We start from the raw sequence: 25,320 nt of genomic DNA on the forward strand, positions 1-25,320 counted from the left end.
TGTGCCCGGCTTGCAGCGACATTGTCGGCGCTGGGGCGGGGGCTGGCGAGTGCCGGCGCGGGTGTTCAGGGAGCACTGTGATTGGTGCCCGGCTTGTAGCGACATTGTAGGTGCCGGGGCGCGCGGTGTGGACTGGCCAGAGCGGGCGACGGGTCAACGCGGGGAGCTGGCAACGGGTGGGGCCGGGGAGCGGGTCACGGCTCGAGGCGCGTGGGCCGGCGCGGCCGCATGGGGCGGCTTCGCTCGGGCGCGCAGGCCGAACAGCGCTAGGCAAGCAGCCCGCTTCCACGCGAGCGCCCGCCATCTCGTCGCAACGCTAGCCACCTCGCAACGCCCCCATCTCGTCGCAACGACAAAGTCGCTACAAGCCGGGCACAAAGAGTGGTGCTACCCGGCAGAGGCGAGTGTGACGAATGGGCCGCGCACCGCCAGGCAAGCCAGCCCCGCTTCCACGCGAGCGCCCGCCATCTCGTCTCAACGCCGGCCACCTCGCAACGCCCCCATCTCGTCGCAACGACAATGTCGCTACAAGCCGGGCACAAAGAGTGGTGCTACCTGGGAGAGGCCGGTGTGACAGATGTGACCCCAAGCACAAACCGCGACAAACTCCCTCGTGCGCAATGCTTTCCGAAGACTCCAATCCTGAGTGCGCCTTGACGAAGACTGTGAATGTCCCCCCGGTCTAGTTAAAACCGCAGGTATACGCCTTAAAGCGCCCCCAGCCGTGGGTAACCTGGCCACAGATCGCCGGTCGACGACGACCGGGTCGCACGCGCCGGTTTCCAGCGCTTTTCCCAGGACGCACACTCCTCGCCAAACCACTGCGAGAACTCTGTAAAACGGCGGAAACCTGGAACGTGCCGTGCCGAAACATCGTTGCCGCAGGATTTTGCCCATACCGCAGCGCGCCATCGGGAAAGGACATCCACACCATGCAGTCCGACAGGGACGCCGTGCGCACCATGTGCGCGTACTGCGGTGTCGGCTGCGGCATGGTGTTGCAGATCACAACAGATCCCGAAAGCGGTCGCCGTCACATCGCGAAATCGATTGGGCAGAACGATCATCCGGCCAACTTCGGCCGCCTGTGCACCAAGGGTGCTACCACAGCGGACTTTGTGAACGCCCCGGGCCGCGCAGTCCAAGCTTATTTCCGGACCGAGCGCGGCCAGCCCCTCGAACCGGTCGCCGTCGACGACGCGATCACCAATTCCGCCAGGCGGTTACGAGCCATCATCGACGAGCATGGACCGGATGCCGTCGCGGTCTACGTCTCCGGACAAATGTCCCTGGAAGCCCAGTACCTCGCCAACAAGCTAGCCAAGGGCTTCCTCGGCACCAACCAGATCGAATCAAACTCGCGACTCTGCATGGCCGGCGCCAGCTCTGGATACAAACTCTCCCTGGGCGCCGACGGACCTCCCGGCTCCTACCAGGACTTCGAACAGGCCGACGTCTTCTTCGTCATCGGCGCCAACATGGCCGACTGCCACCCAATCCTGTTCCTGCGCATGATGGAACGGGTCAAGGCCGGTGCCAAGCTGATCGTCGTCGACCCGCGGCGCACCGCCACCGCCGCCAAAGCCGACCTGTTCATGCAGATCGCTCCCGGCACGGATCTAGCCCTTCTCAACGGATTACTGCACCTGATCGTCGAAAACGGGCACACCGATCCCGAATTCATCGCTGAATTCACCTCCGGCTGGGAGGAGATGCCCAGCTTCCTCGAGCAGTTCACCCCGGAGCACGTCAGCGAAATCACTGGCATCCCAGCCGAAGACATCCGCACCGCGGCCCGCTGGATCGGCACCGCGGAAAACTGGATCACCGCATGGACCATGGGTCTCAACCAAAGCACCCACGGCACCTGGAACACCAACGCGATCTGCAACCTCCACTTGGCCACCGGCGCCATCTGCAAACCGGGCAGCGGCCCCTTCTCCCTCACCGGTCAGCCCAACGCCATGGGCGGCCGCGAAATGGGTTACATGGGACCGGGTCTGCCGGGTCAGCGCTCGGTCACCAGCGCCGAAGACCGCGAGTTCGTCGAGGACCAGTGGGGCATCCCACGCGGATCGCTACGCACCGACGTCAGCGACGGCGTAATCGACATGTTCTCCCGCATGGCCGACGGCGAAATCAAGGCCTGTTGGATCATCTGCACCAATCCCGTTGCCACCGTTGCCAATCGCAAGACGGTGCTGGCCGGGTTGGAGAAGGCCGAGCTGGTGATCACCCAGGACGCCTACCTGGAGACCGAGACCAACGAGTACGCCGACGTGTTGTTGCCGGCCACGTTGTGGACGGAATCCGATGGCGTGATGGTCAACTCCGAGCGCAACCTCACCCTGTCGCAGGCCGCGGTCCCAGCACCCGGTCAAGCCTTGCCGGACTGGCAGATCATCGCCCGGGTGGCCTGCGCCATGGGGTATTCCGACTCATTCAGCTACACCTCCGCCGAAGAGGTGTTCGAGGAGATCAAGCAATTCTGGAACCCCCAAACCGGCTACGACCTTCGTGGCATCAGCTACGAGCGGCTCCGCCAAACCCCGGTGCAGTGGCCGTGCCCGCCCGGGGCACCCGACCGCAATCCGATCCGCTACCTCAATGACGGCCGACTCGTTCGCGACAACGGCCAGGTCCCGCGGCTCGCCTTCCCGACGCCCGACGGTCGGGCGGTGTTCTACGCGCGGCCGCACCTGCTGCCGGAAGAGATGCCGGACGCCGATTACCCGTTCCTGCTCAACACCGGCCGGCTGCCACACCAATGGCACACGATGACCAAGACCGGCAAGGTCGCAAAACTCAACAAGCTGAACCCCGGCCCGTTCGTCGAGATTCACCCCGAAGACGCCGCCCGCCTGCAGGTCTCCGAGGGCGACCGGGTGGAGATCGCCTCGCGGCGCGGTCGCGCCGTGCTACCCGCCGTGGTCACGGATCGGGTGCGGCCCGGCGACTGCTTCGCCCCATTCCACTGGAATGACGTGTTCGGTGAATACCTCTCAATCAACGCCGTCACCAGCGATGCCGTCGACCCGGTATCCCGTCAACCCGAGTACAAGGCCTGCGCGGTCACCCTGACCAAGGTCGCCACGGCCGAACGACCCGACCCCAGCGACACGACCCACCAGGCCCCCGAGGTCAGCCTGGCCCAGATCGACGCCATCGCCGAGTTCCTCGGTGTCGCTGCCGAACCAATCCCCGAAATCGACGCCGATGGCCGCGCCTATCTGGCCGGGCTGCTGGCCGGCCTGCGCTTCGAGGCTGGGCGGCCGATGACCGGGCAGCCGACCGTGCCGCTCAACGCACCGTTCGACGCCCGCACCCGGCTGTGGCTGGACGGCGTGCTGGCGGGGATGCTGTCTCGCACGCCGGCTCCGGCCGAGAGCCGCCCGTCCGATAAGGCACCGATCGTGGTGCTGTGGGCGTCCCAGACCGGCAACGCCGAGGAACTCGCCACCGACATCGCCGCGCGCCTCCAGGACGCCGGCCTGACCGTCGCGCTGCATGGCATGGACGACTTCCCCGTCACGGCGCTCCAAGAGACACGGGACCTGCTGCTGATCACCAGCACCACCGGCGACGGCGACCCGCCGGACAACGGCGCCGCCCTGTGGCGGGCGCTGACCTCCCCCGATGCGCCGAAATTGCCCGACACCCGCTACGCGGTGCTCGCCCTCGGCGACTCGAACTACAACGACTTCTGCGGCCACGGACGCAAGCTCGACGCCCGGTTACACCAGCTCGGTGCGACCCGCATCACCGCGCGCGTCGACTGTGAACCTGATTACGACGAGGCCGCCGCCGGGTGGCTGGACGGTGTGCTGCGCGCACTGACCCAGCAAACTCCGACGACACCGCAACGGATCTGTGCGCCGAAGAAATATTCCAAGAAACGCCCCCTGGTCACCGACGTCATCCGCAACACCACGCTCAGCCGCCCGCGGTCGGCGAAAGACGTCCGGCAGCTGGTGTTCGATGTCCCCGCGGACACGGTCAGCTACCAGGCCGGCGACGCGCTCGGAGTGTGGCCGCACAACAACGAGGAGTTCGTCGAGGAGTGGCTGGCCGTCACCGGCTTGGACGGCCACACCGAAGTCGAGGTCGCCGACCACGGCTCAATGTCGTTGCGCGCCGCGCTGACTGACCGTTTCGAGATCGCCCACTTGTCCCCCGACCTGCTGCGGTTCGTCCGCGAACGCACCGTCGACGCGGACGCCGCCAGGCAGCTTGCCGAGTTGATGCGACCGGAAAACAAAGCGGTGCTTGCGGATTGGGCGTGGGGTCGGCAGTCGGTCGATCTACTGGTACAGGCGCCGGTGGCCGCGTCGGTGGACGAGTGGCTGACCGTGCTCAAGCCGCTGCAGCCGCGGCTCTACTCGATCTCGTCCAGCCCCAAGGAGCACCCCGGCGAGATCCACCTGACCGTTTCCCCGGTGCGCTACAACTTCCGCGGCGTCGCCCGCCGCGGCGTGTGCTCCACCTATCTCGCGGACCGCAACCCCAGCGACCAAATCGCGGTCTATGTAAGGACTTCGAAGAATTTCCGGCCGCCAAGCGATCCGCGGACCCCGATGATCATGGTAGGCCCGGGTACCGGCATCGCTCCGTTCCGCGGCTTCCTGCAGGAGCGACGCGCCCTCGGCCACACCGGACCCAACTGGCTGTTCTTCGGCGAGCAGCACGCCGCCACCGACTTCTACTACCGCGACGAGATCCAGGCCATGCACAAGGACGGCCTGCTCACCGAACTGGACCTGGCGTTCTCCCGGGACCAGCAGCAGAAGGTGTATGTCCAGCACCTGATGCGCAAGCGCGGCGCCGAACTGTGGCGCTGGCTGCAAGACGGCGCGCAGCTATATGTGTGCGGCACGGCCGACCCGATGGCCAAGGATGTCGACCAGGCGATCTGTGACATCGCGGCCGAACACGGCAAACTCGACGCCGACGCAGCGCGGGCCTTCGTGCAGTCCCTGAGCGCCGACAAGCGTTACCACCGCGACGTGTATTAACGATAGCTTCTGGGTAAATCCGTAATTTGACGGAAACGTCAGGCACCAGTCGCTGAAACATTGGAGTCGCACCATTCACCCAAGAGATTTGCGGGCTCTAGGGAGGGTCGTACACGTGGCTCGGGACTTAGAGGGTTCCAACGGAACCGTGATCAACACCGCCTGTCCCCTGCACTGCCGCTCGAAGAACGGCACCGACCAGGTCGATTGGGCGGGTTTACCGGTCAACCTCGACCTGGCGTTTTCGCAGAATCAGCGCGACAAGGTGATGGCCCAGTTCCAGATGTTGCGGCGCGGGACCCTGTTGCGTCGCCGCACCCGTGAGGTCGCCCAGGTGTGCGCCTGCGAAGAAGCGGATCGGTCCGTCTCCACCAGCTAGGTATCGGGCGCTACCGTGACCTGACATCCCCGGTCACGGACGGAGTTGGCGATGAGCGATGCCTGCGTGCCACGGTTCCCCGCGGCACTGTCCACGCCGAGCCTCAATCGCGGGGTGGGCTTCACCCACGAAGAACGGCGACAACTCGGGCTGACGGGCCGGCTGCCCGCCGCGGTGCTCACCCTCGAACAGCAGGCCGACCGGGTCTGGCATCAGCTGCAGAGCATGGCCACCGATCTGGGCCGTAACCTGCTGCTCGAACAGCTGCACTACCGGCACGAACTGCTCTACTTCAAAGTGCTGAGCGACCATCTGCCGGAACTGATGCCGGTGGTGTACACGCCCACCGTCGGCGAGGCCATCCAGCGGTTCTCCGACGAGTACCGCGGGCAGCGTGGGCTGTTTCTGAGCATTGACGCGCCCGACGAGATCGCCGAGGCGTTCGAGACGCTGGGCCAGGGTCCCGACGACATCGACCTGATCGTCTGCACCGACGCCGAAGCGATCCTTGGCATCGGCGACTGGGGGGTCGGCGGCATTCAGATCACGGTCGGCAAGTTGGCGCTGTACACCGCCGGGGGCGGTATCGACCCGCGGCGCTGCATCTCGGTCTCGCTGGACGTCGGGACCGATAACGAGCAGTTACTGCAGGACCCGTTCTATCTGGGAAACCGGCACCCGCGGCGCCGCGGCCCGGAGTACGACGAGTTCGTCCGGGCGTACATCGAGACCGCGCACCGACTGTTTCCGCACGCGATCCTGCATTTCGAAGACTTCGGGCCGACCAACGCGCGCAAGATCCTGCAGACCTACGGCGACGACTACCTGGTGTTCAACGACGACATGCAGGGCACCGGCGCGGTGGTCCTGGGCGCGGTCTACGGCGGAGCCAAGGCCAGCAAAGTCCCACTGCGCGACCAGCGCATCGTCGTGTTCGGTGCCGGCACCGCCGGGCTCGGGGTCGCCGATCAGATCCGCGACGCGATGGTCGCCGACGGCACCACGGTCGAGCAGGCCACCGCCCAGATCTGGCCGATCGACCGACAGGGACTGTTGTTCGACGACATGGACGACCTGCGTGACTTCCAGGTCCCGTACGCCAAGAACCGCGAAAGCCTCGGGGTGGCCGCCGGCCAGCATGTCGGGCTGCTCGAGGCGATCGAGCTGGCGTCGCCCACTGTGCTGCTCGGCTGCTCGGCGGTGCCGGGCGTCTTCACCCGTGAGGTGGTCGAGGCGATGACGGCACGCTGTGCGCGGCCGATGATCTTCCCACTGTCCAACCCGACGTCGCGCATGGAAGCGATACCGGTCGATCTGATTCAGTGGTCCAAGGGCGCCGCGCTGGTGGCGACCGGCAGCCCGGTCGCACCCGTCGAGTATGACGGCACCACCTACACCATCGGTCAGGCCAACAACGTGCTGGTGTTCCCCGGGATCGGCCTGGGCATCATCGTCGCCGGCGCCCGCCGACTCACCCAGTCGATGCTGCTGGCTTCGGCGAAAGCCGTTGCCGAACAGGCGAATCCCGTAACACGCGGCGATTCGCTGCTGCCCGACGTGCAGAACCTGCGCGACATTTCGGTGACGGTCGCCGAATCGGTGTATCACGCCGCGGTCGCCGATGGGGTGGCGACGAAGACCCATGACGACGTGCGGCAGGCGATCCTCGACTCGATGTGGGCACCGAGGTACGACTAACGGGCCGGCTGCCCATACAGGGCGACCACGACGGTGCGGTCCAGGCTGTTCACCGACCACACCCCCATCGTCGTATTCGCGCAGTCGCGCATGATTGCGAGGTAGTCCGGGTTGTCGTACCACTGGTTGAACAGTTCGACGCTGCTGATCGCTATCGCGGGGTTGATTGCCACGGTCTCGGCTACCTTGCCGCGAAAACCCGCCGCGTTGGCCCGATCCTGCGGTGTCGATCCGTCAGAGCCGATGTCGTCGTTGATGTTCCGGTTGCCGAGCATATCGTCGGCGTGCCATTGCGCGGCCAGCGTGAGCGCATTGTTGCTGATGACGTCGTTGGTGCAGCCGGCCCGGTGCTGGGTGGTGTAGACGCCGGAGATGACGGCGTCGTTAAGGCGCTTATTGTCGGCGTGCGCGACGGGGATGGTCAATGCCGCTGCCGCCGTGAGGCTCACGGCGGCTGGCAGCAGACCCGTCACACCGGGTCGAAGTGCGAAACCAGCCATCGGCCGTCGACTTTCTTCAGAACCACCCGCACCACCGGCTGGGTGTCGGTGGGCGTGCCGCCATCCCCGATCGTGACGGTCTGGTTGACGAACAGCAGGACCACCGCATGGCTCGCGGACGCCGAAACCGACGCGGCCGCATTGACCTTCGCGATCGCGGAGATGCGCTTCTCCTTGGCGCCGGGGATGACGACCTTACGGGTCAGCTCGGTGTAGGAGTCCTTGAATTCGCCGGTCAGCCGATCACGCGCGGCGCCGAGATCTTTCTCCGCCGAGTCGGGGCTGTACGACAATAATGCGACCGCGTCTTCGCTGGCGACCCGCATCGATTCGGTACGGGCCGACGCGGCCTCGGTTCCAGAGACCGCCACCCACTTGAAGTAGCCCGCGGTCAGCGCCAACAGCAGCGCCAGCGCTGGCAGCACTCCGAAGGCGAACACCCGCGACCAGTTGATCTGCTTTCCGGGCCGCTCGACTTCGTCGTCTTCGTAATCCTCGACGGTGTCTTCGATTTCGGCGGCTTCGGTGTCGGCGATCTCGTCGTCGTGAACCATGGTGTCTTCTGTTTCGCTGAGTACGGTCATGGCACGAACACCACGTTGGACATCCTGGCGTCGTCCCCGACCGAGGTCACTTCGATCCGCATGCGCCATTCCCGCGGCGCCTCTTCGCCACCCGCGGTCCGTGACTTCACCGCCACCGCGACCAGGACCTCTGCCGAGTTGCCGTGTTCGGATTCCAGTCCGGCATCAACAACGGTCCCTTCGGATTTCGACTGTGCGGCCTTGACGAGTTCCATGAACGGCTTGGACCGGCGTTCGAAGTCGTCGCGGAATGCGCCGGTGGCGAGGTCCAGGATCCGCTGCACGTCGGCCTCGATCTCGGTGTGGTCGATGGTGGTGAGATTCACCGCGCCCTGACGAGCCACCTGGACGAACAAGTTGCGCTTGACCTGCGCCTGGTGCTGTTGGTAGGCGCCCCATCCCAGCCAGCCGGTCAGGCCGGTCAGTGCCGCGACGACGAGTCCGGCTGCGATCAACGCCTTCCGGTCGCCCGAAAGCCGCCGCCGGGGCGCTGCAACGGCAACGTCGTCGGCTGCCGTGATCGCTTCGGTGTCCTCGACGACTTCATCGACCGGGGCTTCCGGCTCTTCGGACATGTTTGTTCCTCCGATACTTACGGTGTCGGCACCAGCAGTGACTGCCAGTTCTTGGCACGCGGGTGCGCCAGGTCGTACTCGGTGTAACGGTGCCCGTCCGGTCCGACGTAGTCGCCGGTGGCCGGGTCATAGGTGGCCACCGCGACCGGCGGGGGGGCTGGCGCGGTGCCGCGCGGCGGTGGCAGGCGCGGGTCCTGCCCCGGCGGATACTGCGGCACCCCTTGGCCGGTGGTCGTGGCGTTGGGGTCGCCCTTCCAGTTGTAGCCCTCGTTGAGCGGCACGTACTCTTCGTCGCTCTCACACAACTCCACCGTCGGCGCCCGCTTCCACGGCTTGGTCTCGCACGGAATGTTCCGTGCGCCACGCACATTGAGCTCGGAGTCCTGCGGCAACCGGCAATACAGTTCGGCCGCGGGCCGGTCCGGAGCGTCCACACTGGCCGGCGAGCGTCGCTGGGTCGGCGGCAGGAAGCCGGTGGTGCAGGGCGGGGGCAGGTTCATGTTGAGATTGAAATCGAGGTAGAAGCCGGTGTAGTCCTGCTTGGTGTTGGCGTTCGGCACCAGCGAACCAGCCATGACGGCGATGCCGTGTGGCAGCAACACCAGAATCTGCTCGATGTCGTGGCGGTAGACGAACGCGATGTCGCCCAGGCTCACCAGGTTCGCCATCAGTGTGGGCACCGCGGGCGCGACCCGGTCGAACAGGGCACGGCCCTCTTCCAGCCCGGAACTGCCCTGGGTCAACAGGTCTCGCAGCGCCGCATCCTGGGCCTGGAATTGCGCCATGATGGCCACGGTGCGGTGGGCCCACGTCGCGATCGCGTCCGAGGTCTGCACCTGCGAATTCAGCACCGGCGGGGACTGGTCGATCAGGGTGGTGAGCGGGTCGATGGTGCGGCCACCCGCGATGGCCAGCGCCGCCGACCCGTCGACGATCCGGGACAGTTCGGGTCCGAGCCCGCCGACCGCCCGGTTCGCCTCGTCCATCACCGTACGCAGGTTCTCTCGCGGGATCGCCTGCAGCGCGCGGTTCGTCATATCCAGCAGCCGGCCGATGTCGACCGGCACGTCGACCCGGCCCGCAGGTATGACGTCGCCGTCGCGCAGCGGCCGACCATGTGCCTCATCGGTTTTCGGGGTCAGCTCGATGAACTGCTCGCCGATCGCCGAGCGGCTGTGCACGGATGCCTGAACGTCAGAAGGCACTTTCACCCCGGAGCGCATGGCCAGCACGGCGCGCACGCCGGTCGCGGTGACGTTGACCGACTTCACCTGTCCCACATCGGTGCCGCGATAGGTGACGACCGAGTTCTCGTACAATCCGCCGGACTGCGCCAGGTCGACGGTGACGTTGTACTGGCCGATACCGAACAGGGTCTCGGGGAGCCTCATGTAGTTGAATGCCATTGCGCCACAGGACACCACGGTGACAACCGACAGGATCGCCAACTGTATCCAGGTTTTGCGGTTCAGGCGCAGCATCAGTACCCCTCGAAGTGGTAGGGGTAGGTCAGCGGATTGCCTGCGGTGGCGGGGCTGGGCTGCATGCCGATGGTGCGGCCCCACTGCAGTTCGAGTTGGGTGAGGTTGCCCTCCCAACGCGAGCCGGTGAAGATCCCGGTGTCGATGCGGCTCAACGTCAGATCGACGATCATCGTGAGGTTGGCGTAGTCACCCCGGAACCAGTTGGTCACCGTCGATGTCGGCCAGGGATAGGTGGCCAACCCGTCCAGGCCCTTGGTCAGTGACGGGCCGGCGTCGGCCAGCCTGCGTAGCACCGGGGCGATCTGGCGCAAGTTGTTGACCAGAGATTCCTTGCTCTGGCGGACCGTATCAGCGGCGATCGCGCTGAACTTGCCGAGCTGATCGATCGCGTCGGCGATCTCGGTGCGTTCCTTGGCCAGCACGGCCAGCGCTTTGGGCACGGTCAGCAACGCCCGGTCGACGACCTGGTCCTTGGCGGCGAACTGGCCGGCCAGCGAGTTGAGATTCTCTGCGGCAGCGATGATGTCGTCGGTCTGGTCGTTCGTGCCGGCGATGAATTCGTCGAGCTGGTGGAGCAGACTGCGCATGTCGTTCTCGCGCCCGGCGAACGCCTTGGCGACCGCTTGGGTGATCTCCTGCAGCTGAGCCAGTCCGCCGCCGTTGAGCAGTACCGACACCGAGGCCAACGTCTGTTCGGTGGTCGGGTACATGCTCGCGTGCGCCAGCGGGATGACCGACCCGTTCTTGAGCTGCCCTACCGGCGGCTCGTTCTTGGGCGGGGCGAGTTCGATGTGCATGGACCCGAGCAGGCTGGTCTGGCCGATCTTGGCGGTTGCGTTGGCCGGCAGGTGGACATCACCGTTGATCCGCATGGTGACCAGCGCGTGCCAGTCCTGGACTTCGATCTTGGTGACGTTGCCGATGTTGACGTCGTCCACCCGGACCCGGGTGTTCTCCTGGATGTTCACCACGTCGGGCAGCTGCGCCTGGATCGTGTACGAGCCGGGTCCCCCGCCGGAGGTGCCGGGCAGGGTCAACGAGTTCAGGCCGTGCCAGTCACATCCCGGCAGCACGGCGATGCAGCAGGCGCTGAGCGTTGCGATGATGGCGCGCTTCATGATCCGGCCCCTTGTGGAACCATCAGGCCCTGCAGTCCCAGGCTCGGATCCGAGACAGTGGGTGCGGGTGCCGGCTGCTGCTCGGCGGGCAACGCCTCTGGTGGTGGGGGTAGCTCGGGTGGTGTGTAGCCGGGCCGAAGCCGGTCCTCGCTGTAAGTGATTTCGCCGGGGCGTGCCTGCGGCCCGACGAACGGGTTGATGCCGGCCGGAATGTAGTTGTAGATGCGGTTTTTGATGATCGGCTCGACATACTGCAGGCACAGTTTCGAGACCCGGTCCAGGCCACGTCGCGAGGCCGCCTCGATGGAACTGCAGATCCACTGCGGTATGTCTGCGAAATTGTTCAGCGCGATGATGCCGGTCATCGCTCCCTGCGCCGGCTGATAGATGTTGACGAAGTTCTGGAACACCGTTGGCACCACGTGCAGGATCTGTTTGATATCCGCGCGGCTGTCGTTGAGCGCGGTGGTGATCGAGTTGAACCGGTCGAACGTGACACCGATGGATTCCCGGTTCTCGGCGAGGAATCCGCGTAGATCGGCCAGCGCCCCGTCCAGGGTCTGCACCGCGTTGGCGACCTCGTTGGGCGTGTTGGAGAGCACCGTCGTCACGCTGGCCAGGTTCTGGTTGAACGACGCCAGCAGGTCGCTGCTGGAGGACAGCGCCGAGACCAGCAACTGCAGGTTGCGCACTGTGCTGAAGATGTCATCGGCGTGGTCACCGAGTGCTGAGATCGCCTGGGAGAGCTTGATGATGGTGTCGCGGGCGGTGTCACCCTCACCCCGCAGGTTGTCCGCGGTGGAGTTGACGAAGTCGCCCAGCGAGTTCACCCCGCCCGGACCGGTGGGTTGCAGCGACTCGGTCAACTTCTCCAGCTGCCGGCGGAAGTCGTCCCATTCGATCGGAACCGCGGTGCGGCTGATCGGGATCGACGCGCCCGCAGCAAGTTTCGGGCCACTGGAGTAGGCGGGGACCAGTTGGATCGCCCGGGAGGTCACCAGCGAAGGCGACAGGATCACCGCCCGGGCGTCGGCCGGGATCGGGTATTGCTTGTCGACGGAGAAGGTCACCTTGGTGCTGGTCGGCTGCGGCTCGATCTTGTCGATCGTCCCGACCCCGACCCCGAGGATGCGAACCTCGTCGCCTGCGAAAAGGCCGTTCGCGTGGGGGAAGTACGCCGAATAGGTGTTCTTGTCGACCTCTTTCCATAACTTCTTCCCGACGATGAACGAAGCGCCGAGCAGCGTCACGATCAGACTGACCGCGGCCACGGTCCGGAGGACGTTCCGGTGGACGTTCACGGCGCCCCCGTTCCGCCGGCCGGCGCCGGCTCGGGGGGCGGCCCGGGCGCCGGTCCGGGTGACGGCGGCTGGGACCACAGCGGCACCGGCGCGTCTTCGGGCGGGACGGGCGGACTGCCGGTCGGCGGGTCCACCGACTCCGAGGGCAGGTGCTGGTTGGGGTCCAGATACCGGTCATACATCCGCGAGTCGAGGATCGGGCCGCTGAGCTGGCCGGGCACCAGGTTCGCGACGTAAGCCTTGAAGAAGGGGCCCGATCCGAGGACTTCGCCGAACGACATTGCGTAGCGTTTGAACTTGGGCAGTGTCCGCTGGATCTCTTCCTTACGGTTGTCGAGTACCTCGAGCACGCCGTTGAGCTTGTCGAGCGCGGGTTTGAGTTGGGTTCGGTTGTCGTCGACCAGACCCGAAATCTGGTGCGACACCGCGGTGATGTTGTTCATCAAGGCGTCGATCGATGCGCGTTCCTGCAGCAGCGCCGCCAGCAGGGCATTGGAGTTGGACACCAGGCCGGCGATCTGCTGGCTGCGTCGCCCCAACACCCCGGACACATTGTTGGCATTGGCCAACAGGCTGCGCAGTTGCGCGTCCCGGTTGTTGAGGGTGTCCGAGAACCGGGCAACTCCCTCCAGCGCAGGCCTGAGGTTTCCGGGCGTCTCCCGCAGCGTGTCAGCCAAAGTGGTTAACGCCGAGGATAATTGGGTGGTGTCCAGACCACTGATCTGGGTGGTGAGATCACCCAGCGCGTCGGGCAGATCGTAGGGAGATGTGGTGCGTTCCAGCGGAATGGTGGCCCGCAAGCGGCCCGATCCGCGCGGGGTCAACTCCAGCATCTTGGAGCCGAGGATGGTTTCCGTCTTGATCGCTGCCTCGGTGCGGTCCCCGAGTTCAACGCTCTTGCGCACGGTGAAGCCGACCCGGACCTTGGTGCCGTCCAACCGGATGTCGGAGACTCTGCCCACACCCACGCCGGAAACCCGCACCTGGTTGCCCGGCTTGATGCCGCCGGCCTCGGAAAAGTAAGCGGCATAGTCGTTGTAGCCGTTGACGAACGGCAGTTTGTTGTACTGGAAGGCCACGATCACCACGCAAGTCACGATCACCGTGCCCATCACGCCCAACATGACGGGGTTGCGGCCTTGACCGGGTTTCCCTCCGAAACGACTCATTGCGGCGTGCACCGCCCCGAGGGCTGGCCGACCAACTTGACATAGATCGGGTTGCCGCCCTTGCCATTGAGTTTCAGCAATACCTCGCAGAAGTAGAAGCCGAAATAGTCACCGTTCAGGCCCTGCCTGGACAACACCTGGTACACGTCGGGCAGGGTCCTGAGCAGGTTGTCGACATAGTCGCGATCGGCCAACACCTGGGCGGACATGCGGTCGGTCTCGTGCACCACGTCCTTGATCGGTTGCCGGGCCTGCACAAGCAGATCGGCGATCGACCCGGCGGCCGCGTTGACGTAGGCCAGCCCGGTGGAGATGTCGGTCTTGCGTTGTGCCAGGCCGTCGACGAACTCGACCAATTTGTCGAGCCCGTCAGAGAATTCGTGATCGCGGGTCGCGAAGGTGTGCAGGACGGTGTTCAGGTTCTTGATCAGCTCCCCGATCAACTCGCTGCGCCCGGCCAGCGTCGACGTCAGCGTCGCGGTCTGCGCCAGCACCGAGGACACCGTGCCGCCCTGGCCCTGGAAGATCCGCAGCAACTCCCCCGACAGTGCGTTCACCTGCTCGGGATCCAGCGCCCGGAACAACGGCCGAAAGCCGCCGATCAATACGTCGATGTCCAGGGCCGGCGCCGTACGCCCCAGCGGGATGGTCCCGCCCGGCGCCAGCCGTCGGGGCGACCCCGCGCCCTGCTCCAAGGAAAGATAGCGGTCACCGATGAGGTTTTCGTAGCGCACTACGGCCCGGCTGCCTTCGGTGAGCCGCAGGCCTTTGTCGATCGAGAAGTCGATGCGCACGGTGCCGTCACGGCGCAGGTTGATCTCGCCGACCTTGCCGACTTCCGCCCCGGCGATGCGCACGAAGTTGCCGGACTTCAACCCGGAGATGTTGGTGAACTCCGCGTAGTACTTGCTGCGATCGTCGAAGCGCAGCTGCCCGAACACCGCGATCAGGGCGAACGTGAATACCAGGCAGACCACGGTGAACAACGCGACACGGGACCAGATCTTGAAGAGGCTGGGGCGTCCTTCTCTACTCATGGTGGCGGCTGCCCCCCGCGGTAGAAGTAGCGCGGCGGCTCGGGCGGGTTCTTGGTGGTCGGGAAGTAGTTGGACCACCACGGATTACCAACGGCGAGGTTGGTCCGGATCTCGTTGGGCTCGGTGCCCCAACCGGTGTCGGTGACCAGTGCCCGTACGGGGTAATTGGCGCTCGGGTCCGGCAAGGATCCGCAGCTCGGCTTGCCGCCGGGGCCACCAGTGGCGTTGACCTTGGGCAGGTGTTTGGGGTAACGGTACGGGTCGTCACCGAACAGCAGGCCGGCGTCCATGATGAACGAATAGCCGTTGCCGCCCATGGTGTGTCGGCCACCGTGCTCCACATACCATTGCGAGCCCTGGAACAGGCAGGTGTAGGTCGGCGAGTACATCTCCAGCAGCCGCGTCGTCGGGTCCAGGACGTTGATAGCCCGCACGATGTTGGATTCGTTGCGGCCGATGACGTTGATCCCGGTCTGGCTGAAGCCGATTGCCGAGAGCAGCAGCGTGTCCAGTGATCGCTGGTTTTCGGTGATCGTCGTGCTGGTGGTCGCCGCCGAGTCAAGGATCGATGCAATGTCCTGTGCCGCATTGGAATACGCCGCGGCGGTCTTGCTGAACAGTTTCCAGTCTTTATGGATGGTGCCCAGCCGGGGATTGACGGCCAGCAACAGGTTGTTGGAGTCGGTGATGGCCTCGCCCAGCCGATCTCCCTTGCCCCGCACCGATTGCGCGAAGGCCGATAGGACCGCGTTCAGCTTCGCCGGGTCGATGGCCTGGACCAGCGACTGCAGGTTTTCGAAGACCGTGTTGACTTCGACGGTCACGTTGCGGGAATGCAACACCGCCCCGGGCTTGAGCGGTACGGGGCTGGGATGCTCGGGCACGATCAGGTCGACATACTTGGCCCCGAACGCGGTGGTCGAGCGGATCTCGGCCTCGACGTTGCTCGGCAGGAACTTGAAAGCTCCCGGGTCCATCTTCAATTGCAGCTGAGCGGCTTTCACGTCGGTGCCGATCGACCCGACCTGGCCGACCTGCACCCCGCGCAACTTGACCTTGGCGCCCTGCTCCATCACCAGTCCGGCCCGGTCCGACACCAGGGTCAGCGGAATACTCTCCTGGAACTTGCCGGAGAACGATGCCGCGGTCATCGCGACCAAACCTGCGATCACGAGAAACAGGGTGGGCGCATACCAGACTGGGTCGATCTTGCTGGCGCGGACCCTGTTCGGTCGCAGGGCGCCGTCGGCGACGTGGTTGCTCACTTCGTCCTACCCGGCCTAACCCGACAGGTTGAAGTTGCCGTGCTGCCCGTAGACCGACAGCGAAATCATCAGGCAGACAAAGGCGGTGACGATCATCGATGACCGCACCGAGCGACCGACCGCCTCGCCCACCCCGGCCGGACCGCCGGACGCGGTGAACCCGTAATAGGTGTGCACCACCATCACGCCGGTGGCCATCGTCAGCGCGGACAGGAAGGACCACAGCAGGTCGTTGGGATGCAGGAAGGTGGCGAAGTAGTGCTCGTAGACACCCCGCGACTGTCCGTAGACCGAGATCGTCAGGAACTTGGCCGCGATGAACGACGCCAGCACCGCCACGGCATAGAGCGGAATGACAACCAGGACACCGGCAATGATCCGGGTGGAAGCCAGATACGTGATCGCGCGGATGCCCATCACTTCCAGCGCGTCGATCTCTTCATTGATCCGCATCGCGCCCAGCTGCGCCGTGGCGCCCGCGCCGATGGTGGCCGCTAGCGCCAGACCGGCGGTGCAGGGCGCGATCATCCGGACGTTCAGGAACGCGGATAAGAATCCGGTCAGCGCTTCAACGCCGATGTTGGACAGCGTGTCGTAGCCCTGCACGGCGACCAGGGCGCCAGTCGTCAGCGTCAGGAACCCGATGATGCCGACGGTGCCGCCGATCACCGCCAACGCGCCGGTGCCCATGCCCATCTCGGCGATCAGCCGCAGCAATTCACCCGGGTAGCGGCGCACCGCCTCACCGATGTTGAGAAGCGACCGCCCGTAAAACGCGGTCTGTTCACCCAGCTGGCGCGTGTAAGCGACCAGCCTGGGGCCGAGCGAAGCGAACCACGAGGGTTCCGTTGCGAGACCGGTGATTTGGCGCCGCTCCCCGGCGTCGCTGCGTTGTGCATCATTGCCGGCGATCACGTTGCGCCGCTCCTGCGCATCGCTGCGCTCTGCATCGACCCCGGCGGTCATTTGGCCGTCACCTTCACCCCGAGCGCCGTGGTCAAGATGTTGATGAAGAACAACGCCATGAACGAAAACACCACGGTTTCGTTCACCGCGCTACCGACACCGGCCGGACCGCCGCCCACCGACATGCCCTTATAGCAGGCGATCAGGCCCGCTGAGATGCCGAACAACGTCGCCTTGATCAGGGAGATCACCACCTGCGGCAACCCGGTCAGCAACGTCATCCCGGCGACGAATGCGCCCGGCGTCACGTGCTGGACGTACACCACGAAGATGTAGCTGCCCACCAGCCCGGTGACCGCCACCACCGAATACAGCAACACCGCCACAAAGGTGGCCGCGATGACCCGCGGAACCACCAGCGCTTGGATCGGATTGACGCCGATGACCTGCATGGCATCGATTTCCTCGCGGATGGTGCGCGCACCCAGATCGGCGCACATCGCGGTCGATCCGGCCCCCGAGACCACCATGGCCGTCACGACTGGACCTACCTGGGTCACCGACGCCAGTCCCGCGCCCGCACCCGAGAGGTCCCCGGCACCTATCTCGACCAACAGGATGTTCAGTACGAACACGATCAGCACCGTGTAAGGAATCGACAGCATGATCGTCGGAAAGATCGACACCCGGGCAACGAACCAGATCTGTTCGAGGATCTCCCGCCAGGCCCACGGCCGTCGCACCATGACCACGAAGGTTTCGGCGCAAAGCTTGAAAAACTCGCCCAGCGCGTTCATCGGCTTCGCGATGGTTGCTGTGTTCATTGACCTGCTCACCCCCCGCCCCGTTTACACCGACGTCACGGAAAGAATCGTGATGTTCCGTAATACCTTGTCCCGCAATGGCTTAACGGTATCCACTGGATGCGGCAAGTGGCGTCGCCGGAATGTGGATAGAGGCACGTGGCGAGCTTACGAGCAAAGCTGAACCGTTTCCCAGGTTTGCAATCACCCAGAAAACAAACGTGGAACCGGCAAAGGGTTCAGCCTACGGTCGCGCCCCCTTCGGCGATCCGACGCACCGCGCGCAGGAAAATATCGATCTCCTCGAACGTGTTGTAGAACGCGAACGAGGGACGAACCGTGGCCTCCAGACCATAGCGTCGCAGGATCGGCTGCGCACAGTGATGTCCGGCACGGACGGCGATGCCCTCGGCATTCAGCGCCTTGCCGACCTCGAGCGGCTCGTGCCCGGCCAGCACGAATGACAGCACGCTGGCCTTCTCTTCCGCCGTGCCCACCAGACGGACACCGGGGATGTCGGCCAGCCGCGGCGTCGCGTATTCGAGCAGCGCGTGCTCGTAGGCCGCCATGCGCTCGATGCCGACCCGCTCGACGTAGCGCAGCGCTTCGCCGAGCCCGACGGCGTCGGCGATGTTGCCGGTGCCGGCCTCGAACTTGTTGGGCAGACCCTGATACAGGGACCGTTCCAGGGTGACGTCGGCGATCATGTTCCCGCCGCCCTGCCACGGCGGGGTCTCGGCCAGCGCCTCCTCGCTTCCGTACAGCACGCCGATGCCGGTCGGGCCGTAAATCTTGTGGCCGGAGAACACGAAGAAATCGACCCCGAGTTCGGCGACGTCGATCGGCAGGTGCGGGATCGACTGCGCGCCGTCGATCAACACGCGCGCCCCGTAGCGGTGGCCGAGTTCGACGATCTTCTCGACCGGCGTCACCGTACCCAGCGCGTTGGAGACATGCGTCGCGGCAACAAGTTTGGTCTTCGGCCCCAACAGGTCTTCGAATTCCGACAGCAGCAGGTTGCCCGCCTCGTCCACCGGCGCGACCTTCAGCACCGCACCGGTCTGCTGCGAAAGCAGTTGCCAAGGAACGATATTCGCGTGGTGCTCCAGGTGGGTGATGACGATCTCGTCGCCGGGACGCAGATGCTTGCCGCCCCAGGCATAGGCGACCAGGTTGATGGCCTCGGTGGTGCCGCGCACGAAGATGTTCTGCTCGGCGGTCGGGGCTCCGATGAACCGCCGTACCGTGTCGCGGGCTTCTTCGTAGGCGTCGGTCGCGCGCGCCGCCAGCTCGTGGGCCGCCCGGTGGATGTTGGAGTTCTCGTGCGCATAGAAGTACGCCAGCCGGTCGATGACGACCTGCGGCTTCTGCGTGGTCGCCGCGTTGTCGAACCAGATCAGCGGCTTTCCGTTGACGGTTTCCCGCAGGATCGGGAAGTCGGCACGCACGGCGTTCACGTCGAACACCTCGTGGGTGTCCGGCAGTTGCGGTACCGGTTCGCGCCTGGTCAGGAAGTGGTAGTCGGCCTCGTCACCGGACGGCGTCACCGTGGGCGTATCGGACCAACCCAAGTCGGCCACCGACGGCGCCTGAGGTAACCAGCCCGGCGTCGAGCCCCGCGGAGCCACCGGGACGGTCGGCGGCGCACCGGCCAACACACCGGGCACCGTCGGCACGATGCCCGACGGCACGGCGAACGCGCTCAGATCGGCGACACCGGGCGGCAGGAACGGATCGGCGACAGCGGCACCTGCCTCCCCCGCCGACGGCGCCGCGGTGGTGTCCGGGGCGTTGCCGCGCGGAGCCACCGGCACCGTCTGGGGCGGCGTGCCCTCGGGACCCGGCGAGGTGGGCGCCGGCACGTATACATCCGAGTAATTGAGCAGCGGGACGGGATTCGGGAACGGATCGGAGGTGCCGGCGGCGGTCCGCCCGGCAGACGTCGCGGCCGTCGTGTCCGGCAAGTTCCCCCGCGGGGCCACCTGGGTGGCCTGCGGCGGGCCGTCGGGGCCCGGGCGGATGCTGGCCGCGTACAACTGGCTGGCCAGCGCCGCGAGTTCAGCGGCGCTGACGGGCAGGTCGCTTTCGGCGTCTACCGACCGGTACTCACTTGTACTCATGGAACTGGTCCACAGCGACGTCGTCCAGCACCCCGAGCGCGTCGTCGGTGAGCACCGCCAACGACGTGTACAGCGTGACCAGATAGGTCGCGATGGCCGACTGGTTGATGCCGGTGAACCGCACCGAGAGCCCCGGAGCCTGCTCGCCGACCAGCCCGGGCTGGAACAGGCCGACGACGCCTTGGCGCTCCTCGCCGGTGCGGACCAGGATGAACTTGGTCTTGCCGTCCTCGACGGGCACCTTGTCCGACGGGATCAGCGGAATCCCGCGCCAGGTGATGAATTGGGCGCCGAACAGGTTCACCACTGGCGGCGGCACGCCCCGGTAGGTGGCCTCGCGGCCGAACGCCGCGATACCGAGCGGGTGGGTCAGGAAGAAGCTGGGCGTCTTCCACACTTTGGTGATCAGCGCGTCGAGATCGTCAGGGGCGGGGGCACCCGCCAGCGTCTGAATCGTCTGTTCCGGAGTCGCCTGCGCCAGCAAGCCGTACTCCGGGTTGTTCACCAGCTCGGACTCCTGGCGTTCCTTGATGGTCTCGATGGTCAGCCGCAGCTGCTGGGCGATCTGGTCGTGGGGGCTGGAGTATAGGTCGGACACCCGGGTGTGGACATCCAGCAGAGTCGAGATGCTGCGCAGGGTGTACTCGCGCGGGCTGGTCTCGTAATCGACGTAGGTCTCCGGCAGCGGCTCGTCGATGCTGGCGCCCGCCTCGGCCTTGACGGCGACCTGCTCGGGGTTGACCACTCGATTGACCCGGTAGATACCGGCCTCCACCGGCACCCAGCTGAGCAGGTGCAACAGGAAGCGCGGGGTGATCGTGGAGAGTTGCGGAACTGTCTTCGTCGCGTTGGCTAGCTGCCGGGCAGCAAGATCGCCAAGGGACTGAGACTCGGTTTGAGCTCCCTGAGAAGAAGTAGTCATTCGGATCCTTCCTCGCAATTCCGATCACGCTGATTATTTGTTTAAACGTTTGAGCGCTAACGCAAATCATGCCGCATCCCGGAGGCCGGCGCCCGCCGAGGGTAAGCGACGGCAGCACACGCACACAAACCTTTAAGCAGGCGTGAACCAAACCGTCACAAACGGGCCGTAAAAGCCCATGGCCTATAGTGGACCGCATGCAACAGGCCATCCAGCAGCGCCACATTCTCTTGTGCTGCCCTGGAATGCCTTTCTGTTGTTGTTGTTGATCTTCTGAGCCCGCAGTAATCCTCGCGCTCCCCTCGCAGGCGGTACGGCAAAACCGTCGGGCGGCACGGCGAAGCGCGGCCATACATTCTCGGAAAGATCACCCCTCCATGACTTTGCTGTCCGCTCCAAGCCGCGCGCTGGTCGCGACCCGGCACCGGGTCCACGCACGGCCGACCGTCGAGCCGTCCCGCATGATGCGGTACCGCGGCGGCACCTACTCACACACCGTCGACCGGATCGTGTTCATCGACGGCACCACCGCGCGCACCGACCTGATCCGGCTCAACCCGAACCTGCGGGCTTACTCGCTGGATTTCGCTGGCATCGCGCCGCATCAGCCGTCCCGCTACCGACTCGACAACTGGTCGGCGCTGCCGCACCTGCGTGACCGGGACTGCGAGGCCGAGGTCGACTGGATCCTGCGGCACTCCTACCCGATGGGCACGATCGCCGAGCTCAGCGAGCAGCTCCGCAGGGCCGGCTATCCCCTGGGGCGGGCGAACATCAGCGAGCACGAAGCGATCGCCGGCACCCAAGCCGCGATCTGGCACTTCACCAACGGCCTAAATCTGGACACCCGGCCACTCAACGCGCCGATCGCCGTCCACCGTGGGCCCGGCTCGACGCTCACCTTTGAATTCGACGGCCAACCACAGCTCGGCGGCTTCACAATGTGGGCGTCGGCGGATGCCGCCGGCTCGGTGAAGCTGCAGAAGTCGACCGACGGCCGGGAGTGGCAGGACGTTTCCGGCTCCCACCTGGCCATCGACGCGGGCAAAGGCCGCTATCGACGGACCCTGGGTGTCGGCAGCACGGTTTCCACCAGCAAGCACAGCAACGGCCGTCGCGGTTACCGCTATTACCGGTTGGTCAGCAGCACGCCGGGCACCCTGCTGGACATCGACCATGTCGACTTCTGGCTGACCGGCTCCGGGCATCACCGCAACGCCGACCGCGTGGTGCACCTCTACAACTATCTGCTGGCCGGCGCCTACGCGGCCCGACGCAATTCCGAGCCCGCGCCCGTGGACGATCGCGAGGCCACCGTCGAAGGCGACCTGGTCGGACCTTTCCGGGTGCGGGTGCCGCTGAAACTGTCCGCCCCCGACGGTCACCGGATCGTGGACGCCGACGGTTTCGCCCTGGACAGCACGGTGCAACCGGGCACCGACTTCTACCTCCATCGCATCCCCGGGATTTCCGCAATAACATTGAGCGGGTCAACTCCACATCCAATTGGCGGACGGGTACTGACAGGTGTGGCCCTCGACGGGCCGGACCAACGGTTCACACCGGTCGCCCTGACCGTGCCCACCAAACTGACCATCGAATTCGACATCAGCTGGCACGAGGCGTGGTCCGACCTTTGAGAGAAGGCAGATGAGCATCGCCGAGAACATCACGCAACTGATCGGGAACACGCCGCTCGTGCGGCTGCGCCGCGTCACCGACGGCGCGGTGGCCGACGTGGTCGCCAAGCTGGAATCGTTCAATCCGGCGAATAGCGTGAAGGACCGCATCGGCGTGGCGATGATCGACGCGGCCGAGAAAGAGGGCCTGATCAAGCCGGACACCATCATCGTCGAGCCGACCAGCGGCAACACCGGCATCGCCCTGGCCCTGGTGGCCGCCGCGCGGGGTTACAAGCTGGTGCTGACCATGCCGGACACGATGAGTGTCGAGCGGCGCAAAGTGCTGCGGGCATACGGCGCCGAGCTGATCCTGACTCCGGGGTCCGAGGGCATGCCGGGCGCGATCGCCAAGGCCGAGGAACTGGTCAAGTCCGACGACCGGTACTTCATGCCGCAGCAGTTCGAGAACCCGGCGAACCCGGCCGTACATGCCGTGACCACCGCGGAAGAGGTGTGGAAGGACACCGACGGCAAGGTCGACATCTTCGTATCCGGTATCGGCACCGGCGGGACGATCACCGGAGTCGCCCAGGTGATCAAGGAGCGTAAGCCCTCGACGCAGTTCATCGCCGTCGAGCCGTCGGCCTCGGCGGTGCTTTCCGGCGGCACCAAGGGTCCGCACCCGATCCAGGGCATCGGCGCCGGATTCATTCCGCCGGTCCTGGACATGGGCCTGGTCGACGAGGTCGTCACCGTCGAAAACGACGACGCACTCACCCTGGCCCGGCGGCTGGCCAGGGAGGAAGGTCTGCTGGTCGGCATCTCCTCGGGTGCCGCCGCCGCGGCCGCGCTGGAGGTGGCCCGCCGACCCGAGAACGCCGGCAAGCTGATCGTCGTTGTGCTCCCCGACTTCGGTGAGCGCTACCTGAGTACCGTCCTGTTCTCCGATCTGAACGACTAGCAATGCTGGAAGCGATACGGCGCGACATACGGGCGGCCCGGGACCGGGATCCGGCCAGGCCGACCGTGCTCGAGGTCGTCTTCGCCTATCCCGGCGTGCACGCAGTATGGGGCCACCGCGTCACCCATTGGTTGTGGCAACGCGGGGCGCGCCTCTTGGCCCGGACGTTGGCCGAGGTGAACCGGATCCTGACCGGCGTCGAGATCCACCCGGGGGCCCAGCTGGGGCCCGGCCTGTTCATCGACCACGCGACTGGCGTGGTGATCGGGGAAACGGCGGAGATCGGTGAGGACGTCACGATCTTTCACGGGGTAACGCTCGGCGGCACCGGCCGCGATACGGGCAAACGTCACCCGACGGTCGGTGACCGGGTGATCATCGGCGCCGGCGCCAAGGTGCTCGGCGCCATCAAGATCGGCGACGACAGCCGGATCGGCGCCAACGCCGTCGTGGTCAAGGAGGTCCCGACGAGCTCGGTGGTCGTTGGGGTACCTGGTCAAATCGTCAGCCGGCCCGGTCCTACCAGCGAGGACGAGTCGAACCTGCCGGACCTGGTCGGCGTCAGCCTGAAGTCGCTGCTCACCCGGGTCGCGCGGCTGGAAGGCAAGACCAACGGCGCAGCGGCCGACGGGCGCGCCGAGCGCGTTATCCGACCGCCGGAAGCCGGGGTTTGGAACGGCGAGGATTTCTCCATCTAGGTCTGTCTAGGGAATATCGCCCCGGTGAAAGTGTTGATGCGCTCGTGAGCTCTGTTTTGGTCGTCAGTGCCGCTATCGGCGCGGCGTTGGGGGTTGCCAGCGTCGTCGGCGTGGCGATCAATCGGCGCTCGGGTGTGCTGCGCAGCGCCGGTGACGCGCCGGTCGACCAGGACAATTCAGACCTCGGCCTCTCCGAGACCGGTCCCACTGTGGTGCACTTCAGCGCCGATTGGTGCGGACCCTGCGCGGCGGTGCGCCGGGTCGTCGACCAGGTGTGCGCCGAGTTGCCCGACGTGGCCCACGTCGAACTCGACATCGACGAGAATCCGATTCCCGCCAAGCGACTGTCGGTGCTGTCGCTGCCCACCACGTTCATTTTCGACGCCGACGGCCGCCAGCGTTACCGCTCCGCGGGCGTGCCCAAGGCCGCCGATCTGCAGACGGCTTTGCAGCCTTTGAGAAGCCATTAGAGCCATTAGAAGCCCGTGAAAAGGCACCGAGAGGAGCGCATCGATGTCGTCCGATATCAGCCAGGTAGACGTCCGGGGACCCCGGTTCGCCGCGTGGATCACCACCACGGTGTTGGTGGTGACGCTGGTGGTCTCGGTATTCAGCCTGCCGGCCGCGGCGGTGATTCTGGGTGCCCAGGCGATCGTTTTCGCGGTCAGCGCCGTGCGCGGGCCCCGCAACAGCCCGTACGGGTTGTTGTTTGCCAAGCTGGTGGCGCCCCGGCTGAGCCCGGTCCGCGAACGCGAGCCTGTCCCGCCGCTCAAATTCGCGCAGCTGGTGGGCCTGGTGTTCGCCGTGTTGGGTGTGATCGGCTTCGCGGCAGGGATCCCGCTGCTAGGTGCGATCGCCACCGGATTCGCGCTGTTCGCCTCGTTCCTCAACGCCGCATTCGGCATCTGTCTTGGTTGCCAGGTGTACCCGTTGGTGGCGCGGTTCCGCCGGGCAGCGGCCTGACGATCGAATCACCAACGTGGAGAGCATTTCTCACCGCCGCTAACGGGGAAATCCCAGCGATTCAAACACATTCGGAACTGCCCGCAGTGCCGTATCGTGCCGTGTATGCGTAACGCGTTGTAGGGCAACGCATCCGCTGGCTCATTCCCAGACAGGAGGCCCCACAGGTGGGCGACCAAAACGACGCCTTCAATCCCGCTCAG

21 protein-coding genes are annotated in these 25,320 nt (G+C 65.7%); 8 read left to right on the forward strand and 13 right to left on the reverse strand.

Features of this window, described 5'->3' with window-relative positions; all coding sequences use genetic code 11:
* Positions 1-932 precede the first annotated feature (932 nt).
* The 3 genes from A9X01_RS01370 (at position 933) to A9X01_RS01380 (ending at position 7,089) form a co-directional block, all read left to right on the forward strand.
* Positions 933-5,012 carry a bifunctional nitrate reductase/sulfite reductase flavoprotein subunit alpha gene (locus A9X01_RS01370; protein WP_065118947.1) on the forward strand — a complete coding sequence of 1,360 codons (4,080 nt, stop codon included), beginning with the start codon at positions 933-935 and terminating at the stop codon, positions 5,010-5,012.
* 115 nt (positions 5,013-5,127) lie between these two features.
* Positions 5,128-5,391 (forward strand): hypothetical protein, encoded by a 264-nt coding sequence (locus tag A9X01_RS01375; RefSeq protein ID WP_253848866.1) that lies wholly within the window; start codon positions 5,128-5,130, stop codon positions 5,389-5,391.
* Positions 5,392-5,442: 51 nt separating this feature from the next.
* Entirely contained in the window at positions 5,443-7,089 is a 1,647-nt protein-coding gene (locus A9X01_RS01380; RefSeq protein WP_065118948.1) for an NAD-dependent malic enzyme, read from the forward strand.
* Here the strand turns inward: A9X01_RS01380 and A9X01_RS01385 are convergent.
* From A9X01_RS01385 to A9X01_RS01445, 13 genes are all read right to left on the reverse strand, one after another.
* The gene (locus A9X01_RS01385) at positions 7,086-7,589 is read right to left on the reverse strand and encodes a CAP domain-containing protein (RefSeq protein WP_065118949.1); all 504 of its coding nucleotides are present in this window, start codon (positions 7,587-7,589) and stop codon (positions 7,086-7,088) included. The genes A9X01_RS01380 and A9X01_RS01385 overlap by 4 nt on opposite strands.
* On the reverse strand, positions 7,559-8,173 hold the full coding sequence (locus tag A9X01_RS01390) for an Rv1363c family protein (RefSeq protein WP_065118950.1): 615 nt from the start codon (positions 8,171-8,173) through the stop codon (positions 7,559-7,561). Before A9X01_RS01390 ends, A9X01_RS01385 begins: the two co-directional genes overlap by 31 nt.
* Positions 8,170-8,748: an Rv1363c family protein gene (locus A9X01_RS01395; protein WP_065118951.1), complete on the reverse strand. Its 579-nt coding sequence runs from the start codon at positions 8,746-8,748 to the stop codon at positions 8,170-8,172. The genes A9X01_RS01390 and A9X01_RS01395 overlap by 4 nt, the downstream gene beginning before the upstream one ends.
* Before the next feature lie 17 nt (positions 8,749-8,765).
* Positions 8,766-10,229 carry an MCE family protein gene (locus A9X01_RS01400; protein WP_065118952.1) on the reverse strand — a complete coding sequence of 488 codons (1,464 nt, stop codon included), beginning with the start codon at positions 10,227-10,229 and terminating at the stop codon, positions 8,766-8,768.
* The gene (locus A9X01_RS01405; RefSeq protein ID WP_065118953.1) at positions 10,229-11,350 is read right to left on the reverse strand and encodes an MCE family protein; all 1,122 of its coding nucleotides are present in this window, start codon (positions 11,348-11,350) and stop codon (positions 10,229-10,231) included. The genes A9X01_RS01400 and A9X01_RS01405 overlap by 1 nt, the downstream gene beginning before the upstream one ends.
* Positions 11,347-12,651, reverse strand: a complete 1,305-nt coding sequence (locus tag A9X01_RS01410) for an MCE family protein (protein WP_065118966.1) — start codon at positions 12,649-12,651, stop codon at positions 11,347-11,349. Before A9X01_RS01410 ends, A9X01_RS01405 begins: the two co-directional genes overlap by 4 nt.
* Positions 12,648-13,820 carry an MCE family protein gene (locus A9X01_RS01415; protein ID WP_155771866.1) on the reverse strand — a complete coding sequence of 391 codons (1,173 nt, stop codon included), beginning with the start codon at positions 13,818-13,820 and terminating at the stop codon, positions 12,648-12,650. The genes A9X01_RS01410 and A9X01_RS01415 overlap by 4 nt, the downstream gene beginning before the upstream one ends.
* Positions 13,817-14,857, reverse strand: coding sequence for an MCE family protein (locus tag A9X01_RS01420; RefSeq protein WP_065118955.1), 1,041 nt, complete (start codon positions 14,855-14,857; stop codon positions 13,817-13,819). The genes A9X01_RS01415 and A9X01_RS01420 overlap by 4 nt, the downstream gene beginning before the upstream one ends.
* Positions 14,854-16,122: an MCE family protein gene (locus A9X01_RS01425; RefSeq protein WP_065118956.1), complete on the reverse strand. Its 1,269-nt coding sequence runs from the start codon at positions 16,120-16,122 to the stop codon at positions 14,854-14,856. The genes A9X01_RS01420 and A9X01_RS01425 overlap by 4 nt, the downstream gene beginning before the upstream one ends.
* 15 nt (positions 16,123-16,137) lie before the next feature.
* Positions 16,138-16,986, reverse strand: a complete 849-nt coding sequence (locus A9X01_RS01430; protein WP_065118967.1) for an MlaE family ABC transporter permease — start codon at positions 16,984-16,986, stop codon at positions 16,138-16,140.
* Positions 16,987-17,084: 98 nt separating this feature from the next.
* Complete coding sequence (locus A9X01_RS01435) at positions 17,085-17,852, reverse strand: MlaE family ABC transporter permease (protein ID WP_065118957.1); 768 nt, start codon at positions 17,850-17,852, stop codon at positions 17,085-17,087.
* Between the two features lie 218 nt (positions 17,853-18,070).
* Positions 18,071-19,951 carry a family 2A encapsulin nanocompartment cargo protein cysteine desulfurase gene (locus A9X01_RS01440; protein ID WP_065118958.1) on the reverse strand — a complete coding sequence of 627 codons (1,881 nt, stop codon included), beginning with the start codon at positions 19,949-19,951 and terminating at the stop codon, positions 18,071-18,073.
* Complete coding sequence (locus A9X01_RS01445; RefSeq protein ID WP_065118959.1) at positions 19,938-20,873, reverse strand: family 2A encapsulin nanocompartment shell protein; 936 nt, start codon at positions 20,871-20,873, stop codon at positions 19,938-19,940. The genes A9X01_RS01440 and A9X01_RS01445 overlap by 14 nt, the downstream gene beginning before the upstream one ends.
* Positions 20,874-21,250: 377 nt before the next feature.
* On the opposite strand from A9X01_RS01445, the gene A9X01_RS01450 reads away from it, so the two are divergent.
* From A9X01_RS01450 to A9X01_RS01470, 5 genes are read left to right on the forward strand one after another with little or no spacing between them, the layout of a single operon-like run.
* A complete protein-coding gene (locus tag A9X01_RS01450; protein WP_065118960.1) occupies positions 21,251-22,513 on the forward strand; it encodes a thioester domain-containing protein in 1,263 nt (420 codons plus the stop codon).
* 10 nt (positions 22,514-22,523) lie between these two features.
* Positions 22,524-23,456 (forward strand): cysteine synthase A, encoded by a 933-nt coding sequence (cysK, locus tag A9X01_RS01455; protein WP_065118961.1) that lies wholly within the window; start codon positions 22,524-22,526, stop codon positions 23,454-23,456.
* Between the two features lie 2 nt (positions 23,457-23,458).
* The gene (gene cysE / locus A9X01_RS01460; RefSeq protein ID WP_065118962.1) at positions 23,459-24,154 is read left to right on the forward strand and encodes a serine O-acetyltransferase; all 696 of its coding nucleotides are present in this window, start codon (positions 23,459-23,461) and stop codon (positions 24,152-24,154) included.
* Between the two features lie 44 nt (positions 24,155-24,198).
* Positions 24,199-24,624 (forward strand): thioredoxin family protein, encoded by a 426-nt coding sequence (locus A9X01_RS01465; protein ID WP_065118963.1) that lies wholly within the window; start codon positions 24,199-24,201, stop codon positions 24,622-24,624.
* A 43-nt stretch (positions 24,625-24,667) separates the two neighbouring features.
* Positions 24,668-25,117, forward strand: a complete 450-nt coding sequence (locus tag A9X01_RS01470) for a DUF4395 domain-containing protein (protein ID WP_065118964.1) — start codon at positions 24,668-24,670, stop codon at positions 25,115-25,117.
* The last annotated feature ends 203 nt before the right edge of the window (positions 25,118-25,320 follow it).

Source organism: Mycobacterium asiaticum (genome assembly GCF_001668675.1).
In the GTDB taxonomy this organism is placed as follows: Bacteria; Actinomycetota; Actinomycetes; order Mycobacteriales; family Mycobacteriaceae; genus Mycobacterium; species Mycobacterium asiaticum_D.

Coding starts and splice junctions, on each gene's coding strand:
- A9X01_RS01370 (WP_065118947.1), top strand. CDS start 933: ATGCAGTCCGACAGGGACGCCGTGCGCACCATGTGCGCGTACTGCGGT.
- A9X01_RS01405 (WP_065118953.1), bottom strand. CDS start 11,350: ATGAAGCGCGCCATCATCGCAACGCTCAGCGCCTGCTGCATCGCCGTG.
- A9X01_RS01380 (WP_065118948.1), top strand. CDS start 5,443: ATGAGCGATGCCTGCGTGCCACGGTTCCCCGCGGCACTGTCCACGCCG.
- A9X01_RS01440 (WP_065118958.1), bottom strand. CDS start 19,951: ATGAGTACAAGTGAGTACCGGTCGGTAGACGCCGAAAGCGACCTGCCC.
- A9X01_RS01385 (WP_065118949.1), bottom strand. CDS start 7,589: ATGGCTGGTTTCGCACTTCGACCCGGTGTGACGGGTCTGCTGCCAGCC.
- A9X01_RS01450 (WP_065118960.1), top strand. CDS start 21,251: ATGACTTTGCTGTCCGCTCCAAGCCGCGCGCTGGTCGCGACCCGGCAC.
- A9X01_RS01445 (WP_065118959.1), bottom strand. CDS start 20,873: ATGACTACTTCTTCTCAGGGAGCTCAAACCGAGTCTCAGTCCCTTGGC.
- A9X01_RS01420 (WP_065118955.1), bottom strand. CDS start 14,857: ATGAGTAGAGAAGGACGCCCCAGCCTCTTCAAGATCTGGTCCCGTGTC.
- cysK (WP_065118961.1), top strand. CDS start 22,524: ATGAGCATCGCCGAGAACATCACGCAACTGATCGGGAACACGCCGCTC.
- A9X01_RS01400 (WP_065118952.1), bottom strand. CDS start 10,229: ATGCTGCGCCTGAACCGCAAAACCTGGATACAGTTGGCGATCCTGTCG.
- A9X01_RS01390 (WP_065118950.1), bottom strand. CDS start 8,173: ATGACCGTACTCAGCGAAACAGAAGACACCATGGTTCACGACGACGAG.
- A9X01_RS01435 (WP_065118957.1), bottom strand. CDS start 17,852: ATGAACACAGCAACCATCGCGAAGCCGATGAACGCGCTGGGCGAGTTT.
- A9X01_RS01395 (WP_065118951.1), bottom strand. CDS start 8,748: ATGTCCGAAGAGCCGGAAGCCCCGGTCGATGAAGTCGTCGAGGACACC.
- cysE (WP_065118962.1), top strand. CDS start 23,459: ATGCTGGAAGCGATACGGCGCGACATACGGGCGGCCCGGGACCGGGAT.
- A9X01_RS01415 (WP_155771866.1), bottom strand. CDS start 13,820: ATGAGTCGTTTCGGAGGGAAACCCGGTCAAGGCCGCAACCCCGTCATG.
- A9X01_RS01470 (WP_065118964.1), top strand. CDS start 24,668: ATGTCGTCCGATATCAGCCAGGTAGACGTCCGGGGACCCCGGTTCGCC.